We start from the raw sequence: 16,811 nt of genomic DNA on the forward strand, positions 1-16,811 counted from the left end.
GGCGCTCGCGTCTGGCGACGCCCCCACCGGCCTTAGCTCCGCTCGCCGACTTTCACGAGCTGCTTCCCGACGTTCTCGCCCTCGAACAGCCCGAGGAAGGCGTCGGGGGCCGCTTCCAGCCCCTCGGTGACGGTCTCCTCGTACTGTAGCTGGCCGGTCTGGATGAACCCGCCCAGCCGCTCCAGTGCGTGGTCCCAGCGGTCCTGATAGTCGCCGACGAGAAAGCCCTCGACGCTGGCGCGAGTCTGGATGAGCTGAGTGAGCTTGCGCGGGCCGGTCGGCTGTTCGGTCGCGTTGTAGAGGGAAATCTGTCCACAGACCGCGACCCGCGCGTCTCGGTTCAGTTGCCCCCAGACGGCGTCGGTGATGGGGCCGCCGACGTTGTCGAAGTAGCAGTCGACGCCGTCGGGACAGCGCTCTGTGAGCGCAACTGTTAGGTCGTCGGTGGTGTCGTAGTTGACCGCGGCGTCGAAGCCAAGGTCGTCGGTGAGCCAGTCACATTTCTCGTCGCTGCCGGCGACGCCGACGACGCGGGCACCCGCTATCGAGGCGACCTGGCCCGCGACGGAGCCGACGGCGCCCGCGGCCGCCGAGACGACGACGGTGTCGCCGGGGTCGGGGTCGGCGACGTCGGTCATGCCGAAGTAGCCGGTGATGCCGGGCATCCCCAGCACGCCCAGCGCGGTCGAGACCGGCGCAAGCTCCGGGTCTACCTGCCGCAACTCGTCACCGTCGGCGACGGCGTGGTCGGCCCACAGGAGGTTGCCGGTCGCCACGTCGCCGGCTTCGAAGCCGTCGTGGTTCGATTCGACGACCTCGCCGACGACGCCGGCCTCCATCGGCTCGTCGACGCCCCACGGCTCCGCGTAGGACTCCGCGTCGCGCATCCGGCCGCGCATGTAGGGGTCGACAGAGAGGTACAGCGTCCGGACGAGCACCTCGCCGGGGCCGGGTTCGGGGCGGGAAACGGTCACCAGTTCGAAGTTCTCGTCTGTGGGTTCGCCGGTCGGTCGGCTCGCGAGTCGCCACTGTCTGGTCTGGTCGGAGGTCACGTTCGCCGGTCGTGCTCGCGAGGGGTGAAGGTTCGCTTCTGTGTCGCCGACCGTCCCGTCGGGGCGCGGTGAGGGCGTAGAGTTTCTCCGCCGGGATACGTGACACCGTCGACGACGGCGGGCGCGCGGTGGCCAGCGCCGCTGGACTGGTCGGTCTCGTAGCGCCACACGTCGCTACCGTCGGCGGCCGTGATTCCAGTCCGTGACACTTAATTGTAGTTATATATGTAGTAAATATATGTCTGCTCTGTGGAACTCTAGCCTCGTCGGTGGCACGGTGCTGGCCGTCGTACTGGTCGCATGCATCGTCTCCACAGGTGTCGCCGCCACCGGTCTCCTGACCGAACAGGGCCCTCCGGGAGCATCGGCCGAGACGGCTACTGCCCAGGGGACGACGACGCCCACGGCGACACCCGACGGAACGGCGACGCCTGATGGAACGGCGACACCCACGGCGACACCCGACGGAACGGCGACGCCTGATGGAACGGCGACACCCGACGGAACGGCGACGCCTGATGGAACGGCGACACCCGACGGAACGGCGACGCCGACAGCCGGAAACGGAACCGATGCCGAAACCAGTGGGCCACCCCTGGTCGTGGAGAACCTGTCTGCCCCAGCGGACGTCCGCGCGGGTGCGACGATGACGGTAAACGTCACTGTACGCAACTCCGGGACGGAGAACGCGACCGGTCCGGTACGGTACACCTTCGAGGCGGAGGCGGTCGAGTCCCGAACTGTCACCGTCGCCCCCGAATCGTCGAAGACGCTGTCGTTCGAGATCTCGACGGCTGCCCTGGACAACGGCTCGCTGTCACCGGGCAGCTACGTCCACGGCGTGCGGAACGCGTCCGGTGATGGCATCCCGAGACGGATCAGGGTGACTCCGGACGCGGACCTGCGGATGGAGGGATTCGACGCGCCGGTGGAGGTGTCGCGTTCCACTGAGGTCATCGTCCTCGCGACGGCGGTCAACCCGGCGAATACGTCGATAACGCGTCGCGTGACCTACCAGTTCGCCGGCCGGGCGGTCACAACGAAGACGGTCACTGTCCCAGGTCGAGGCGACAGGCAGGTCGCGTTCGCGGTCAACGTCTCTACGATCGAGCGGGCGGGCGTGACAGTGACCAACGGGACGACCTACAACCACGCCGTCGTGGCCGCCGGTGGCGCGTCTACCGGTGACGCTATCCGCGTCCGGCAGGGGCCAAGCGCCGACGCGTCCGTACTGGCCGTCGAGGCGTTCGAGGCACCCAGCGCCGTCCGCCCGGGGGATACCGTCGCGGTGAACGTGACGGTGCGGAACGTCGGGAGCGTCCCGTTCGAGGGACAGCTCGCGTATCGACTGGATGGCACCGTCGTCGCGACCAACTGGGTCGGCATCTCGTCCGACAGACAGCAGACGGTTCGCTTCCGCTTGCCGTACGACCGGGTCGAGCGGGCTGCTATCCCGGTGTCGAGCCGACAGACGACCCACGGTGTCTGGGCCGGGAACACGTCACTCCAGACCCGTCCGGTCACTGTCGACCCGCCGACGTCGACTGCGACGCCGACGCGGACGGTGACACCGACGTTTGAGCCACTGCAGACCGAGACCGCGACGGCTTCGAACGCGACGTCGTCGAATAGCACGACCTGTGAGCGGGGGTTCCTCACCGCCTGTGGCGGCTCCCCCCTCGACCAGTCGACGCTGACCCTGCTCGGGGCCATCTCGTCGATGCTGGGTATCATCTTCGAGCTGGTGCGGGGGAACTAACCATGGCTCGTGGCATGCCCGCCGTCTGGAGTACGGTGTTTGGGCTTCCAATCGTCGTCTTCGGCGTGCTCCTGTTCGGGTTTCAGTCCCTGCTCCCTCTGCCCGCCGAGCCGGGGACGCCGGCCATCGTCGGCGCTGTCATCGCCGCTTTCGGGCTGTTCATCATCGCCACCGGCGTATACGTTCACTACGTCGTCGCTCCGACGGCCCCCCGGATGCGAGATGGGGAACAGGTCGTCGACGAGCGTGACCCGGCCCAGCGGAACGCACTGGGACAGGCGGTCGTGGGACTCCCGGTCCTCGCCACTGGTGGCTATCTGCTGTACTTCACGGCACTGCCGCTCGTGTACCCGACGGTCGCGTTTGCCGTCGGTCTGTACCTGTTTTCGACGGGACTCCACCGCTACTGGCGAAACACGCTGACGACCTACTTCGTGACGACCCAGCGCGTTCTCGAGGAGTACCGCTTCATCTCGTTGCGACGCAACGAGGTGCCCCACAGTAAGGTCCGTGCCGTCGAAGAGCGACGGTCGGCGTGGGACTCCCTGTTCGGGCTGGGCAACGTGGCCGTCCGGTCCGGGTCCGGTGGGCAGTTGACCGTCGCCGTCGAAGAGGTGTACGAATCGGGTGCTCTCGCCGAGACGATTCGCGACCAGGTGGGTCCGGACGCGTCCGCCGCGGCGGAGACAGACACGGGCCCGGCCGGCGCGCCAGCAGAGCGGACCGAGGGCTCGACGAACGACGGCTGAACGGACCGTTCGATTCCAACCACGGGCTGAAAACCGTCCCGACAGCGAGAACAGCTTCTCCGCGAGCACGTAGGCCACACCGTCGACGACGGCGATACCGGAGTCGCGGTCAGCTGTGCTCGTGCCACCCGCCGGCGTCGACGACCTCGAAGAGGTTCCCCCAGTCCTCCTTGCTCTCGGGGAGTTCGTCACGGAGCTGCTGGAAATCCGACTCGGGGACCACCTCGTGAACGAGGTCCACGACGACGCGGGCGTGGTAGGCCGCGTCGGCGCGGTCCGCGCCCGATATATCGCTGACAAGAGTGAGATACTCGGGCCAGTCGAAGCGCTGGCCGTGTTCGTGGACGCCGCCGGTCATGTACCACTTTATCTCCATGGGCAGCGAGGCGGCCAGGTCCTCGGCGTGGCCCGCCGGGAGCCGCTCGCCCAGCGGCAACAGCGCCGCCCGAATCGCCCGGAGGGTCTGGCCGGTCCCGGCCAGTTCCAGTCTGTGCTGTACCGTGCCGGTGAACTCGTCGAAGTCCATACCGGAATAGTTGTTGGAGAATTGTTATATAAGTTCGGCCGGACGGAATCGACGAGTGGTCCGACGCCGAAACCGGTGTGGTTTGCGCCCAATCCGGAGGATATCTGGCGGTTCAGTTCGCCGAAATAGCCGGGCACCCATCCGGCCGACCACCGCTAACCCACCCCTATCTGCCGGAACAGAGACGGTACTTTTGTTGCCTCACTGCCAATTCTATGTCATGTACGACAAAGTTCTCGTGCCGACCGATGGGAGCGACCACGCGGACCGCGGCGTCGACTACGGGATGGACCTCGCGGCCGAAAACGACGCGCAGCTACACGTTCTCTTCGTCGTCGACGAGTCGGTCTACGGTGGGACGCCGGCGCTCAGCAGCTACGAGGCGTTTCTGGAGGAGCTAGAGGAGCAGGCCGAAGCGCTCACCGAAGATATCGTCGAGGACGCGACCGAGCGCGGTATCGACACCACGCTTTCTGTCCGCCGCGGCGTCCCCCACGACACCATCTGTCACTACGCCGACCAGGAGGACATCGACGTCATCGTCATGGGCAAACGCGGCGCTGCGGGGGTCGAATCGCCCCACATCGGCTCGGTGACGAACCGTGTGCTCCGCCAGGCACCCGTCCCGGTCATTCCGGTCTGACCTGCGGACTCGACGCTCTATCCCGCGATGGCGTACAGCCGCTCGGCGGGGAAAAAGGCCACGTTGTCGGCGATGACCGGCGCGGCCCCTTGCGGACTGGTCCGCTGCTCGGTCCCGTAGGTCCACTCGGAGCTCCCGTCACTCGCCGCCCGACAGGTCAGTTGCCCGATGCCGAACAGGTAGATGTAGCCGTCGGCGAGGACAGGCGTGCCGTTGACGCCCATCTCGACGGTGTAGCGTTGCTGGCTCCCGGTGAGGCTCAGCGCCGTCAGCCCCCTGTCGGCGACGGCGTAGATGGTGTCGTCGGTCACCGCAGGCGGGTTGGTGACCGCCGGCGACTCCAGGTTGCCGTACGTCTCGACGTCGTTGCTCCACAGTTCGCTCCCGTCGGCCCGGTCGAACACGCGGACGGTGGTCCCGGAGCCGACGACGACCCGCTCTCCGGTGACCGTCGCCGGCGCTGTGACGCCGTACTCGGCGCGCCAGCGCGTCTCCCCGGTTGTCGCGTCGACCGCCTGCAACGCCTCTCCGCCAGTGTAGACGGTCTCGCCGTCGACGGCGGGGGTCACCGGGTCCGTACCAGCGTCGACCGAGGTCGACCACTCCAGCGAGCCGTCGCCGACCGAGAGGGCATAGAGGGCGCTGCTCCCGTTCTCCCGGCCGACGACGTAGACGGTGTCGCCATCGACGGCGATACCAGACGTGGCCGGGCGGTCGAACGACCACTGCTCGATGCCGGTCGCGGCGTCCAGCCCGACCAGTTCGTCGCCGACTGTCGCCAGGACCAGTTCGTCGGTCACGGCAGTGGGGCCGGCGGCGTTCGTTCCCCGGTACATCGTCGCCCACTGCCTGGTCCCGTCGACGGCGTCGACCGCGTAGACGAACGTCCCGCTGTCACCGGTGCTATCGATACGTCCCTCGGTCAGGTAGAGCCGGCCGTCACGCAGCGACGGCGACCCCATTCGGTGGCCGGGGGTGAAGCTGGACCGTCCGAACTCGAACAGCGACGTGATCGCTCCCGTCGGCCCGGCGATGTCCGGGACGGTCCCCGTGTTCGCGGCGTCGTACTGGTACTGCGGGTACGTGTTCTCGACGGTTTCGGGAACCTTGACCTCAGCCCCTTCGACCCCGGTTCCGGTCGAATTGTTGCCGTTGCCCTCGGTATCGCGGCCGAGCAACCCCGGGCAGCCGGCGAGTGCTCCAGTCACGACGCTACCCACCCCCGCGAGAAACGAGCGTCGTCGACTGTCCATGTTCCGACAGCCACGTCTACAAATAAAAACACTTCGTCCTGTCCACGACTCGACAGGCGCGCGGTAAGGTCCATCTACCAAACCGAGCGCTGCCGCTGGGTCGGCCATGGCGGACCCGATTCGCCGGGAGGCCGACGAGACCGACAGGCTCCTCGCGTTGAGTGACGGCGTCATCGCCATCGTCATCACGCTGCTCGTGCTCGACCTGACCGTCCCGTCGGTCCCGCGTGACGAGCAACTGGCGCTGTTGCCGACCGCGATCGCCCAGCAGTGGCCGGAGTTTCTGGGGTTCGTCCTGAGTTTCCTCGTCGTCGGGTTCTACTGGGTCCTCCACCGTCGGACGTTCGTCCATATCGAGCGCCACGACCGCGGGGTCGTCTACCTGAATCTCTGTTTTCTGTTGCTGGTCGCGTTCGTCCCCTACGCGACGAACGTGTTCACGGCCTATCCCGGGCGCTTTGGCGTGCCGTTCCTCTCGGCCGTGCTGGCGCTCACCGGTTGCTCGCTCGCCGCGCTGTGGATATACGCCGACCGGCGCGAGGTCCTCGACGCCGGCCTCCGCTCTCGGACCGTCCAGATTCAGGCCGCTCGCTTCTTGGCCTCCCCGTCGGTGTTCACGCTCGCCGCCATCGTCGGTCGCTACCGTCCGCTGTTCGGGATGGCGGCCTGGCTGTTCCTGATACCGATAAACGGCGCGTTGCAGTCGCGACTCGTGGCCAGTCTCGACGGTTAATCTCACTCGGCGACCTGCCAGCCGAAAGTGACAATAGTTTAACTATTGTTGCCGGCGTAGTTCTCCCATGGATACCGAACGAACTGCGGTTCGCGAGCGGTTCGGAGCGCCGGGTATCGTGTGGTGGTTACTCGGCCTCGCCGTCTTCGGGGTGCTCGCGTGGGTGGGCCTCAGCTACATCGGGTGGCTCGTCTTCGGCCTCTTTACGTACTACGTTGCCCGACCGATAGCGCGTCGCATCGAGACCCGTGTCGGCTCCCCGACGCTGTCGGCCGGGCTCACGCTCGCGTTCATCATCGTCCCGATCGTCCTCTTTATCGCCGCCTTCCTCTCGATTGCGGTGGGACAGGCGCTCCAGTTACTCGGCGGCCAGCCCGCCCAGCAACTGCTCGCCAGACTCCCGATTCAGACCCAGACGCTCCCGACCGACCCGGTCCAGGTCGCCGTCGTCGTGTTGCAGGACCCGGCGGTCTCGACGGCGCTGGGCCAGTTCGGGGTCGCCGTCGGCGCGGCGGGCGCGACGCTTTTCAACGTCTTCCTGGCGCTCATCTTCGCGTTCTTCCTGCTGACCAGCGACGAGGCGCTGGCCGGCTGGTTCCGGACGAACGTCTTCGGCGCCGACTCGCTGGCCGCCGGCTACCTCCGCCGGGTGGACGCTGGGCTCACCTCCATCTACTTCGGCTACACGCTGACCATCTTCGTCGTCATCGTCCTCGCGGCAGTCATCTACACGGTTTTCAACGCGGTGGCGCCGGGGGACCTGACGATTCCCCAGGCGGTGTTGCTCGCGGTCATCACCGGCATCTTCACGCTCATCCCGCTGCTGGGACGCTCTATCATCTACGCGTTCATCGTCGCGCTGCTGGCGGTACAGGCACTGGCCGTCGACACGGCGCTACTGTGGGTCCCGATCGCCTTCTTCGCCCTGATGGTACTCGTCTTCGACAACGTCATCCGGACCTACGTCCGGCCGTACCTCTCCGGGAAGGCCTACCACATGGCGCTCGTGATGTTCGCGTACCTGCTCGGCCCCGCGCTCTTTGGCTGGTACGGTATCTTCCTGGGGCCGCTGGTGATGGTGGTGACAGTCGAGTTCATCACCGACATCCTCCCCCGGCTGTCCGGCGTCGCACCCGAGGCCCCCGATGGGGCCGACGCAGACGACCTCGCGGAGCCGCCGGTCGAGGAGACCGACACCGCCGACCGCGGCGGTGAGACTCCCTCCGACTGACCCCGTTTCACCGATTCGACACCGATTTTTTCTGACGGGCCATAGCTCCGCGTAGATGTCACCGAGAGACCGGCTCCGGGAGCTACTGACGTGTGACGAGGCGGCGTTTCCGGCGTCGGCTCGGTCGTTCCTCGCGGCACACGACGGCGACCCCGAACGGGTCGCAGAGGCCGAGGCTGACCTGGCCGAACTCGTCGACCTGCCGTCGGGAGCGGTGGCGGCGCTGTCGGCCCACGAACGGGACCTCTGCCGTCGGCTGTGGGTCCTCGACCGCGCCCCGCTCGGTATCACGCTCGCGGGGCCAGTGTATCAGGACAACCCCGTCGTCTACGTCAACGAGACCTTCCGGGCGCTGACGGGCTACTCGCTGTCGGCGGTCCGGGGCGAGAACCTCCGCCTGCTGCAGGGTCCCGACACCGAGTCCGCGGCCGTCGACGCGCTGTCCGAGGCCGTCGAGATATGGGAACCCGTGACCGTCGAGCTGTGGAACTACCGCGCCGACGGCGAGCGGTTTCGCAACCGCGTCTCGCTGGTCCCGCTCCCAGACGACGACGGGATGCTCGCGAACTGGGCCGGGTTGCAGGAACGCGTCGACGGGTAGGGTCAGCGCGAATCGGTCGGTCCGTCGGACACGCCGGCGAGAACGTCGACGAGGGTCTTCGCCAGTCCGAGAACGACGGGGCCGACGAACAGCCCGACGAAGCCAAACAGCGAGACGCCGCCGAAGATGCCCAGGACGAGCACGGCCGCGTTGAGGTCGGTGCCCCGCTGCATCACGAGCGGGCGGACGAGGTTGTCGGAGCCGCTGACGACGACGGCGCCGTACACCAGCAGGGCGATAGCGGCCGGGACTCGACCCACGAGCAGCAGATAGCCGACCGCCGGAACCCAGACGATGGAGGCACCGATTATCGGTAGCAGCGACAGGAGGAACGTCGCCACGCCCCAGAAGACGACGTTCTCGACGCCGATGAAGAGGAAGCCGACGACGGTCAACACCGCCTGGACGCCGGCCACGGCGACGTTGCCGACGACCGCCGCCCACAGCAGTGCGTCCGTGCGAGCGACCAGCCGGTCCATCGTCGCCGGGTCCAGCGGCGTGGCCCCGCGGAGCCACGCGACGAACCGCTCGCCGTCCCGGAGCAGGTAGAAGAGCGCGAACAGGAAGACGACGGTCCCCACGAGAAACCCCGGGATACCGCCGAGCACGCCCAGCGCCCCGCCGAGGAGCCCGAGAACCCCGGTCCGGAGCGCGTCCGTGACCGGCCCGGTGAGCGCGTCCGGCATCGGTACCAGCCCGAGCCAGGGCCGGAGGTCCGCCTGGACAGCCGCGGCGTCGGGAAGCGACGCCGTCCGTGCCACGGCCAGTGCCTGCTCCGCTGCGACGCCCACGACGACGGCAAAGGGCACGACCGCTATCACCACCGTCACGAGTATCGTGGCGGTCGTGCCGACGGTCGGGCCCAGCCGCGCCGCGAGTCGTTCCTTCACCGGCGCGACCAGGTACGCGACCAGGCCGGCAGCGAGCAGCGCCTGGAGGAACGGCACGACGAGGAGGACGGCGAGCGCCCCGACGACCAGCAGTAGCGCTCGGAGGAAGGTCGCGCCCCCGTCGGCACTACTCATCGGCCGACCGCGACCGACGCCGCTCGTTCGACCATCTGTCTGTCGTCCGGTCCCAGTGGACGGGTTTTGTTATCGACCGCTAGCTCGCCGTTGGGCGACCTTACCGCGGGGGAGTCGCGTGTCTGGCCGGGCCAGGCCGAGACGGTAGCGACGGGTCTTTGGCCCGGTCGGCCCACCGCTCCGTATGGCACCGCCCGACGACGGGACCGGAAAGCAGCGGCCACACGCCGACTTCGCCCCGTCGCTGTCGCTGTACTTCGACGCGAGTGTCCACTACGGGCCCGACAACGCGACGCCGACCTCGGCAGCCGTTGGGTTTCTCGTCGAGAGCGGGGCGACGACACACATCGAGCGGTCGGTGCCGGTCGACGCGTTCGTCTCGACGGCCCACCTGGAGTACCGGGCACTGCTGGAGGCCGTGCGAGCGGTCGCCGAGACGGGCGAGCGCGTGGCCTCGCTCCATATCCACGGCGACGCCGACGCCGTGATTCGCGCGGTCGACCCCGACCACCCGGCGACCCCGGGCGACCGGGTCTGTCGGACGAGGGTCGACGCCATCCGCGACGCCGTCGCGGAGATTCCGGTCGTCACCTACCGGGTCGTCGGCCGCGGCGAGAACGAGCGCGCGCACCGACTCGCGCGTGCGGGCCACCGGTGACCCCTGGGCACCACTGAGCAGATAGTATAAGTACGGGTGCCCGTTGCGTGTAGATATGCAAGTTGGCTCGCGCCGCGCCGTCCTCAACCCCGTCAGCGGTGACGGCGGTCACGCCGACGCCGTCGAGCGACTGCTCTCGGCCCGTGGCTTCGCCGTTGCCCGGACCGAAGGCCCGGGCGACGCGCTCGAGCTCGGCCGAGCCGCCGGCGAGGCAGGCGCCACCGAAGTCGCCGTCGCCGGCGGGGACGGGACGGTCAACGAGGTCGTCCGGGGGCTGGCCCGGGCCGACCACCTCGAGGCGGTGACGCTGTCGGTGATTCCGGTCGGGACCGCGAACCTGCTGGCGGGGACTATCGGCGTCGACGACCGCCAGCAGGCCATCGAGGTCGCAGACACCGGCGACGTGCGGAGCATCGACGTGGGCTTTGCGGACGAGGAGCCGTTTCTCGTCTCCTGTATCGCCGGGTTGCCGGCCGAGGCGAGCCTGGCGGCCTCCAGCGACCTGAAGTCACGGTTCGGGACGCTGGCCTTTCTCGTGACCGGCGCCCAGGAGGCCATCGAGTTCGACGGGCTGGACATCACCATCGAGGCCGTGGGCGAAGACGGCCCCGTTAGCTGGTCCGGTTCGGCGACGTGTCTGCTCGTGGGCAACGCCCGGAAGTTCGTCGAACGGGGCGGGCAAGCGGCGATGGAAGACGGACTGCTCGACGTCGCCATCGTCGAACGGATGCCGACCGGCAACCTCGTCGCCGAGGCCATCGGCCACCGGCTGCTGGCGGCCGACACCGAGGGCGTCACGCACGTCCGTGCGACGGCGCTGTCCGTCGACGGCCACGGCGACCCGGTCACCTTCAGCCGGGACGGTGAAGTCGCCGAGCACGAGCGGCTGGATATCCGGGTCCGGAAACGGACACTCGACCTCAGAGTCGGCCCGGACTACGACCCCGACCCGCGGTGACTCATCTCACCCGGAGACTGGTCCAGAAGCTGGCTGCCCCGCGCTACTGGCCACAGGACACTTTGTTTCATCACCGGGCGGCCAGTACAACCAGAAGCTTCAGTATCGCGTGTCCTATGTAGGTCCGTATGAACGCTTCGTGCTGTGCTGTGCGACGACACCCGGCGGTTCGTCGCCTCTACGGTCCTCTTCGACAGCGGTCGGAGGTGCGCTAGATGCCGGCCGCGGTGGACAACGTCGTTCTCGTCACCATCGACTCCCTGCGACAGGACGCACTCGGGGGCGAGGACAGCGCGTCGCCGGTGCTCGACGACCTCGCTGCCCGCGGGGTCGACTTCGAGAACGCCATGGCTCAGGGCAACTGGACGCCGTTCTCCTTTCCCTCTATACATGGCTCCCGCCCGGTGTTCGAGGAAGGGCCCGACATCGGTGTGGCCTCGACGCCGACGCTGGCCGAGCAGCTTTCCGACGCCGGGCTGCGAACCGGCGGGTTCAACGCCGCCAACGGCTTCCTGACCGACCACTGGGGGTACGACCGCGGCTTCGACGAGTTCGAGCCGTTCGTCGACGGGAGCGGTTTCCTCGCCAGGCATCCGACCATCCAGGGGTGGGTACAGCTGGGTACCTCGCCGTTCCGGCGGGCCGCGAGCGTCCTCGGCGGCGGCGACGACGACCGGCCAGTCGCCGACGCGTCCCGGATGGGGGAACTCGAAGACCACGCGACCGACTTTCTGGAGACTTCCCACGACGGCTTCTTCCTGTGGGTCCACTACATGGACACACACACCCCATACGTCCCGGCCCCGCGACACCTCCGGGAAGTGTCGGACACCCACTTTGGCCTGTTCGGGATGCTGTGGTCGCACTTCCGGACGGGGATGGGGTGGGACGTCGACGAGCGCACCCTCGGGACGCTCCGGACGCTGTACGACGGAACCGTCAGGCAGGTCGACGCGAGCGTGGGTCGGCTGCTTGAGACCCTGGAGGCCGAGGGTATCGCCGACGACACCGCAATCGTCGTCGCGGGCGACCACGGCGAGGAGTTCCTGGACCACGGCCACCTCTCGCATTACCCCAAACTCTACCGCGAACTCATCGACGTACCCCTCTTCGTCACCCACCCCGACGGGGAGAGCGGGACCGTCCACGAACCCGTCGGGCTCGACGTGATTCCACCGACGGTGTGTGACCTGCTCGGCGTCGACCCGGCCGACGCGTGGGCGGGCGCCAGTGTGGCCAGCGTCCTCGACGGCGAGGCTATCGACGGACGTGGCCCGATTATCTCCGTCGCAGTCCGGGGCGAGAGCGTGACGACCCAGCCGATTCCCCGCCACCGCGATGACGGCGAACTGCTCGTCAGCGCCCGAGACGCCCGCTGGACGTATATCGAACACACGAAATCGGACCACCGCGAGCTGTACGATCGGCGCAGCGACCCAGACGAACAGGTCGACCTCTGTGCCGACGAGACCGACGGCGAGGCCCCGCCGCCCGTCGTCGACCGCCTGTCCGCGGCCGTCGCCGACCACGTCGACAGGCTGGACTCGGCGCCAGAAGGGGGTCAGCGCGGCGATTCCGGCGGTGAATCCGAGGAAATAACCGCACGGTTAAAGGCACTCGGCTATAAATAGCGCTCCATGTCGTTTGGCGTCGCCACGTCGCCGCGACGGGAGCGACTCGTTCGGTTCTTCCTCGTGGGCTGTACGGCCGCGAGCATTCAGCTCGCGCTCCTGTGGCTGTTCGTGGACCTCGGTGGCGTGAACTACCTCGTCGGTGCCTTCGTCGCCATCGAACTGACCATCCTGTTTCAGTACGTGCTCAACAACGCCTGGACGTTCCACCGGTCGCGTCACTCCTCGATGCGGGAGTATCTCGTCGGGCTGGGCAAGACGAACCTCGTCAGGGGGACGGCCATCCCGCTGCAGCTGGGTATCCTCTACGTGCTGGTGACGCTCGGGACCGCGGAGTATCTCGTCGGCAACGCCGTCGCCATCGGCGTGACGGGGCTGTACCGGTACGCGCTCGACTCCGCCTGGACCTGGAACTAGGCGTTTTTACCGCGGGCGACCGCAGACGGGCCATGGACGATTCGGTACGTGTCGGCGTCGACGTCGGCGGCACCTTCACCGACGTAGTTGTTCTCGGTCCCGACGGGCTGACGACTGCGAAGGTCCCCTCGACGACGCCACAGCACGAGGGTGTCGTCGCGGGTATCGAGGCTGCCTGTGGGACCGCCGATATCGACCCTGATGACGTCGACCGATTTCGCCACGCGATGACCGTCGCGACGAACGCCTTACTCGAAACGGACGGTGCCGAGACGGCGCTGGTGACGACGGCCGGCTTCGGGGACGCCCTCGCCATCGGCCGGCAGGCTCGGCCCGACCTGTACGACCAGTCGGTCGCCCGGCCAGACCCGCTCGTGCCCGACGCGCGGCGGTACGAACTCGACGAGCGAACCACGCCCGACGGTGTCGAGCAGCCGGTCGACCCCGACGCGGTCCGGGACCTCGCAGACGATATCGACGCCGACGCGGTCGCGGTGTCGCTGCTACACGCCTACGCCCACCCCGAGAACGAGCGTCGCGTCGCCGAGATTCTGCGCGGGGAACTCGAGGTGCCCGTCTCGGCGAGCCACGAGGTACTCGGCGCGTTCCGGGAGTACGAACGCACCGCGACGACGGTAGCCGACGCCTTCGTGACGCCGGTGCTCTCGACCTATCTCGGGCAACTCGAAACCGAGGCCCGCGAGCTGGGGCTGCCCGAGCCCCGCGTGATGCAGTCCAACGGCGGTATCGCCGACATCGGGACCGTCAGGGACACCGCCGTGACGACGGCGCTGTCGGGCCCGGCTGCGGGCGTCGTCGGTGCCAGCGCGTTCGAACCCGACGACGCCGACGGTCTCGTGACCTTCGACATGGGCGGGACCTCCAGTGACGTCTCGCTGGTTCGGGACGGCGGGGTCGAGCGGACGACCGACGCCGACGTGGGCGACCGACCAGTTCGCGTGCCGATGGTCGACGTCGAGACCGTCGGCGCCGGTGGGGGCTCTATCGCGTGGGTCGATTCGGGGGGCGCGCTGCGGGTCGGCCCCGAGTCGGCCGGTGCGGAGCCGGGGCCGGCCTGTTACGGACGGGGCGGGTCCGACCCGACCGTGACCGACGCCGCGCTCGCGCTGGGGTATCTCGGTCCCGAGACCACGCTCGGGGGCGACGTCGCGCTCGACGTCGACGCGGCTCGCGATGCGCTGGCCGACCTCGCGGCCGAGGCCGACCTGGACGGGCCACTCGACGCTGCCCGCGGGGTCTACCGGGTCGCCAACGCGACGATGACCCGGACCATCCGCTCCGTGACGGCCGAACGTGGCCACGACCCCCGCGACTTCGCCATCGCGGCCTTCGGTGGCGCGGGGCCGATGCACGCCGCCGCCCTGGCCGACCGGCTGGGCGTCGAGACGGTCGTCGTCCCGCGGGCCAGCGGCGTCCTCTCGGCGCTGGGACTGCTGGCGGCCGACGAACGCCACGACGCCGTCCGAACCTACCGGACGACCCTCGACGCGGCCGACCCCGAAGCCGTCCGCGGGGTGCTCGAGGACCTCGAAGCCCGGGTTCTGGACGAAACAGCTGCCCCCGGAGCCGCCACCGTCTCTTTCGAGGCCGACTGCCGCTACGTCGGCCAGAGCCACGAACTCGGCGTGCGCGTCGAGGGTGTCGACCGCGAGGCGCTGGCCGACCGCTTCCACGCGGCCCACGAGCGGGCCCACGGCTACCGGCTGGACGCGGCCGTCGAACTCGTCACGCTGCGGGCGACCGCGACCGTCGACCACGAGCTACCCGCTCTCAGTCACGAGCGCGGAGTGGACGATGACCGACGAACCCGCGATGTTTCCTTCGGCGGCGAGTTCCGCGAGACGCCGGTGCTGTCGTGGGACGGGCTCTCGCCCGGCGCCACGCTGGCTGGCCCGGCCATCGTCGCCGGCGGCGAGAGCACTGTCGTCGTCCCGCCCGGCTGGTCACTGGCAGTCGACGAGTGGGGGACGCTTCGACTGGAGGCAAGCCAATGACTGCCGACGACACCGACCACGACATCGACGCGATAGAACTGGAGATACTGCGGAACCAGCTCGAGAGTGTCGCCGAGGAGATGGGCGAGGTGCTCGTCAGGGGCGCGTTCTCGCCGAACATCACCGAGCGACGGGACTGTTCGACGGCGCTGTTCGACGCCGACGGCCGACTCGTGGCCCAGGCCGAGCACATCCCGGTCCACCTGGGCGCGATGCCCGAGGCCGTCGACGCCGTGCTGACACACGACCCCGAGCCCGGGGACGTGTTCGTCCTGAACGACCCCTTCGCCGGCGGCACTCACCTCCCGGACGTGACGCTAGTTTCGCCAGTCGTTCCGAACGACCGTATCGTCGGCTACGCCGTCTCTCGGGCCCACCACGCCGACGTGGGCGGGATGGCACCGGGGAGCATGCCCGCGGGTGCCCGGGACATCCAGCAGGAAGGACTCCGTATTCCGCCGACCCGGCTCGTCGCCGGTGGCGAGCGCGTCGACGCCGTCTGGGACCTCATCACGGCCAACGTCCGAAACCCGGCCCAGCGACGGGCCGACCTGCGGGCCCAGCTAGGTGCGAACGAACGGGGTGCCGAGCGCGTCGGCGAACTGCTTGCCGATCACGGCGAGGTGCTCCTTGCGGCGTTTGACGCCGTCCGGACCTACTCCCGCAAACGTGTCGAGGCCGAACTGGCTGCGTTCCCCAATGGGACCTACACAGCGACCGACCAGCTGGAGGGCGACGGCGTCACCGACGCCGACGTCCCCATCGAGGTGACAGTGACCGTCGACGGTCACTCGCTCTCGGTCGACTTCTCGGGCACCGCGCCCCAGGTCGCGGGCAACGTCAACGCGCCGCTGTCGGTCGCCAAGAGCGCGGTGTACTTCGCGGTCCGGTCGGTCACCGACCCCGACGTCCCGCCCAACGCGGGCTGTTACGACCCCATCGAGGTCCACGCGCCCGCGGGGACGGTGCTCAACCCCGAGCCCCCCGCGGCCGTCGTCGGCGGCAACGTCGAGACGAGCCAGCGCGTCGCCGACGTGGTCTTTCGCGCGTTAGCCGAGGCGGTCCCCGAGCGCGTCCCCGCCGCCGGCCAGGGAACGATGAACAACCTCGTCGTCGGCGGAAGCGACTTCAGCTACTACGAGACCATCGGCGGCGGGATGGGTGCCAGCAGCGACGGAGACGGTCCCAGTGGCGTCCAGGTTGGGATGACGAACACGCTGAACACGCCCGTCGAGGCGCTGGAGGTCGCCTACCCGCTCCGGGTCGAGGAGTACTCACTTCGCCGGGGCAGCGGCGGGGCCGGGCAACAGTCTGGCGGCGACGGGCTCGTCCGGGAACTCACCGTCGAGACCGACGCCACCGTCTCCCTGCTGACCGAGCGCCGGCGGACGGCGCCGTGGGGGCTGGCCGGCGGCGAGGACGGTGCGACCGGGCGTAACTTCGTCGACGGCGAGGCCGTCCCTGCGAAGGTGACCCGCGAGGTCGACGCCGGCACGACGGTCCGAATCGAGACGCCGGGCGGTGGCGGCTACGGCGAGCCCGAGGACTGAGACTGCTGTG

At 68.7% G+C, this 16,811-nt stretch carries 17 protein-coding genes; 12 read left to right on the forward strand and 5 right to left on the reverse strand.

Annotated elements, in window-relative coordinates; genetic code table 11:
* Positions 1 to 32 precede the first annotated feature (32 nt).
* A complete protein-coding gene (locus tag EGD98_RS00985) occupies positions 33 to 1,052 on the reverse strand; it encodes an NADP-dependent oxidoreductase (RefSeq protein WP_220586482.1) in 1,020 nt (339 codons plus the stop codon).
* Positions 1,049 to 1,261: a hypothetical protein gene (locus EGD98_RS00990; RefSeq protein WP_220586483.1), complete on the reverse strand. Its 213-nt coding sequence runs from the start codon at positions 1,259 to 1,261 to the stop codon at positions 1,049 to 1,051. The genes EGD98_RS00985 and EGD98_RS00990 overlap by 4 nt, the downstream gene beginning before the upstream one ends.
* 29 nt (positions 1,262 to 1,290) lie before the next feature.
* On the opposite strand from EGD98_RS00990, the gene EGD98_RS00995 reads away from it, so the two are divergent.
* Positions 1,291 to 2,811 (forward strand): CARDB domain-containing protein, encoded by a 1,521-nt coding sequence (locus tag EGD98_RS00995; RefSeq protein WP_220586484.1) that lies wholly within the window; start codon positions 1,291 to 1,293, stop codon positions 2,809 to 2,811.
* A 2-nt stretch (positions 2,812 to 2,813) separates the two neighbouring features.
* Positions 2,814 to 3,560 (forward strand): PH domain-containing protein, encoded by a 747-nt coding sequence (locus EGD98_RS01000; protein WP_220586485.1) that lies wholly within the window; start codon positions 2,814 to 2,816, stop codon positions 3,558 to 3,560.
* 109 nt (positions 3,561 to 3,669) lie between these two features.
* Here the strand turns inward: EGD98_RS01000 and EGD98_RS01005 are convergent, their stop codons facing one another.
* Positions 3,670 to 4,086, reverse strand: a complete 417-nt coding sequence (locus EGD98_RS01005) for a DUF2267 domain-containing protein (RefSeq protein WP_220586486.1) — start codon at positions 4,084 to 4,086, stop codon at positions 3,670 to 3,672.
* A 220-nt stretch (positions 4,087 to 4,306) separates the two neighbouring features.
* Here EGD98_RS01005 and EGD98_RS01010 point away from each other — a divergent pair, with 220 nt between their 5' ends.
* Entirely contained in the window at positions 4,307 to 4,729 is a 423-nt protein-coding gene (locus EGD98_RS01010) for a universal stress protein (protein ID WP_220586487.1), read from the forward strand.
* A gap of 17 nt (positions 4,730 to 4,746) precedes the next feature.
* Here EGD98_RS01010 and EGD98_RS01015 read toward each other — a convergent pair whose 3' ends face one another.
* Positions 4,747 to 5,982: a PQQ-binding-like beta-propeller repeat protein gene (locus EGD98_RS01015; RefSeq protein WP_220586488.1), complete on the reverse strand. Its 1,236-nt coding sequence runs from the start codon at positions 5,980 to 5,982 to the stop codon at positions 4,747 to 4,749.
* A 106-nt stretch (positions 5,983 to 6,088) separates the two neighbouring features.
* Between EGD98_RS01015 and EGD98_RS01020 the strand changes: the two genes are divergently transcribed.
* The 3 genes from EGD98_RS01020 to EGD98_RS01030 all read left to right on the forward strand — a co-directional run bounded on the left by EGD98_RS01020 (position 6,089) and on the right by EGD98_RS01030 (position 8,547).
* Positions 6,089 to 6,715, forward strand: a complete 627-nt coding sequence (locus EGD98_RS01020) for a TMEM175 family protein (protein WP_220586489.1) — start codon at positions 6,089 to 6,091, stop codon at positions 6,713 to 6,715.
* A 67-nt stretch (positions 6,716 to 6,782) separates the two neighbouring features.
* Positions 6,783 to 7,946, forward strand: coding sequence for an AI-2E family transporter (locus EGD98_RS01025; protein WP_220586490.1), 1,164 nt, complete (start codon positions 6,783 to 6,785; stop codon positions 7,944 to 7,946).
* Positions 7,947 to 8,001: 55 nt separating this feature from the next.
* Complete coding sequence (locus EGD98_RS01030) at positions 8,002 to 8,547, forward strand: PAS domain-containing protein (RefSeq protein WP_220586491.1); 546 nt, start codon at positions 8,002 to 8,004, stop codon at positions 8,545 to 8,547.
* 2 nt (positions 8,548 to 8,549) lie between these two features.
* Here EGD98_RS01030 and EGD98_RS01035 read toward each other — a convergent pair whose 3' ends face one another.
* On the reverse strand, positions 8,550 to 9,572 hold the full coding sequence (locus tag EGD98_RS01035; protein WP_220586492.1) for an AI-2E family transporter: 1,023 nt from the start codon (positions 9,570 to 9,572) through the stop codon (positions 8,550 to 8,552).
* A 184-nt stretch (positions 9,573 to 9,756) separates the two neighbouring features.
* On the opposite strand from EGD98_RS01035, the gene EGD98_RS01040 reads away from it, so the two are divergent.
* The 6 genes from EGD98_RS01040 (at position 9,757) to EGD98_RS01065 (ending at position 16,801) form a co-directional block, all read left to right on the forward strand.
* Complete coding sequence (locus tag EGD98_RS01040; RefSeq protein WP_220586493.1) at positions 9,757 to 10,230, forward strand: ribonuclease H family protein; 474 nt, start codon at positions 9,757 to 9,759, stop codon at positions 10,228 to 10,230.
* 55 nt (positions 10,231 to 10,285) lie between these two features.
* Entirely contained in the window at positions 10,286 to 11,188 is a 903-nt protein-coding gene (locus EGD98_RS01045; protein WP_220586494.1) for a diacylglycerol/lipid kinase family protein, read from the forward strand.
* 215 nt (positions 11,189 to 11,403) lie between these two features.
* On the forward strand, positions 11,404 to 12,819 hold the full coding sequence (locus tag EGD98_RS01050) for a sulfatase family protein (protein WP_220586495.1): 1,416 nt from the start codon (positions 11,404 to 11,406) through the stop codon (positions 12,817 to 12,819).
* A 6-nt stretch (positions 12,820 to 12,825) separates the two neighbouring features.
* Positions 12,826 to 13,236: a GtrA family protein gene (locus EGD98_RS01055; RefSeq protein WP_220586496.1), complete on the forward strand. Its 411-nt coding sequence runs from the start codon at positions 12,826 to 12,828 to the stop codon at positions 13,234 to 13,236.
* A gap of 32 nt (positions 13,237 to 13,268) precedes the next feature.
* Positions 13,269 to 15,251 (forward strand): hydantoinase/oxoprolinase family protein, encoded by a 1,983-nt coding sequence (locus EGD98_RS01060; protein ID WP_220586497.1) that lies wholly within the window; start codon positions 13,269 to 13,271, stop codon positions 15,249 to 15,251.
* A complete protein-coding gene (locus tag EGD98_RS01065) occupies positions 15,248 to 16,801 on the forward strand; it encodes a hydantoinase B/oxoprolinase family protein (RefSeq protein ID WP_220586498.1) in 1,554 nt (517 codons plus the stop codon). Before EGD98_RS01060 ends, EGD98_RS01065 begins: the two co-directional genes overlap by 4 nt.
* The last annotated feature ends 10 nt before the right edge of the window (positions 16,802 to 16,811 follow it).

This window comes from Haloarcula salinisoli (assembly GCF_019599405.1).
Classification (GTDB): domain Archaea; phylum Halobacteriota; class Halobacteria; order Halobacteriales; family Haloarculaceae; genus Haloarcula; species Haloarcula salinisoli.

Bases quoted from the DNA above. Each gene is read 5' to 3' on its own strand.
- EGD98_RS01035 (WP_220586492.1), bottom strand. From the start codon at position 9,572: ATGAGTAGTGCCGACGGGGGCGCGACCTTCCTCCGAGCGCTACTGCTG.
- EGD98_RS01055 (WP_220586496.1), top strand. From the start codon at position 12,826: ATGTCGTTTGGCGTCGCCACGTCGCCGCGACGGGAGCGACTCGTTCGG.
- EGD98_RS01045 (WP_220586494.1), top strand. From the start codon at position 10,286: ATGCAAGTTGGCTCGCGCCGCGCCGTCCTCAACCCCGTCAGCGGTGAC.
- EGD98_RS01050 (WP_220586495.1), top strand. From the start codon at position 11,404: ATGCCGGCCGCGGTGGACAACGTCGTTCTCGTCACCATCGACTCCCTG.
- EGD98_RS01040 (WP_220586493.1), top strand. From the start codon at position 9,757: ATGGCACCGCCCGACGACGGGACCGGAAAGCAGCGGCCACACGCCGAC.
- EGD98_RS01025 (WP_220586490.1), top strand. From the start codon at position 6,783: ATGGATACCGAACGAACTGCGGTTCGCGAGCGGTTCGGAGCGCCGGGT.
- EGD98_RS01020 (WP_220586489.1), top strand. From the start codon at position 6,089: ATGGCGGACCCGATTCGCCGGGAGGCCGACGAGACCGACAGGCTCCTC.
- EGD98_RS01015 (WP_220586488.1), bottom strand. From the start codon at position 5,982: ATGGACAGTCGACGACGCTCGTTTCTCGCGGGGGTGGGTAGCGTCGTG.
- EGD98_RS01005 (WP_220586486.1), bottom strand. From the start codon at position 4,086: ATGGACTTCGACGAGTTCACCGGCACGGTACAGCACAGACTGGAACTG.
- EGD98_RS00995 (WP_220586484.1), top strand. From the start codon at position 1,291: ATGTCTGCTCTGTGGAACTCTAGCCTCGTCGGTGGCACGGTGCTGGCC.
- EGD98_RS01010 (WP_220586487.1), top strand. From the start codon at position 4,307: ATGTACGACAAAGTTCTCGTGCCGACCGATGGGAGCGACCACGCGGAC.
- EGD98_RS01060 (WP_220586497.1), top strand. From the start codon at position 13,269: ATGGACGATTCGGTACGTGTCGGCGTCGACGTCGGCGGCACCTTCACC.
- EGD98_RS01065 (WP_220586498.1), top strand. From the start codon at position 15,248: ATGACTGCCGACGACACCGACCACGACATCGACGCGATAGAACTGGAG.
- EGD98_RS01000 (WP_220586485.1), top strand. From the start codon at position 2,814: ATGGCTCGTGGCATGCCCGCCGTCTGGAGTACGGTGTTTGGGCTTCCA.
- EGD98_RS01030 (WP_220586491.1), top strand. From the start codon at position 8,002: ATGTCACCGAGAGACCGGCTCCGGGAGCTACTGACGTGTGACGAGGCG.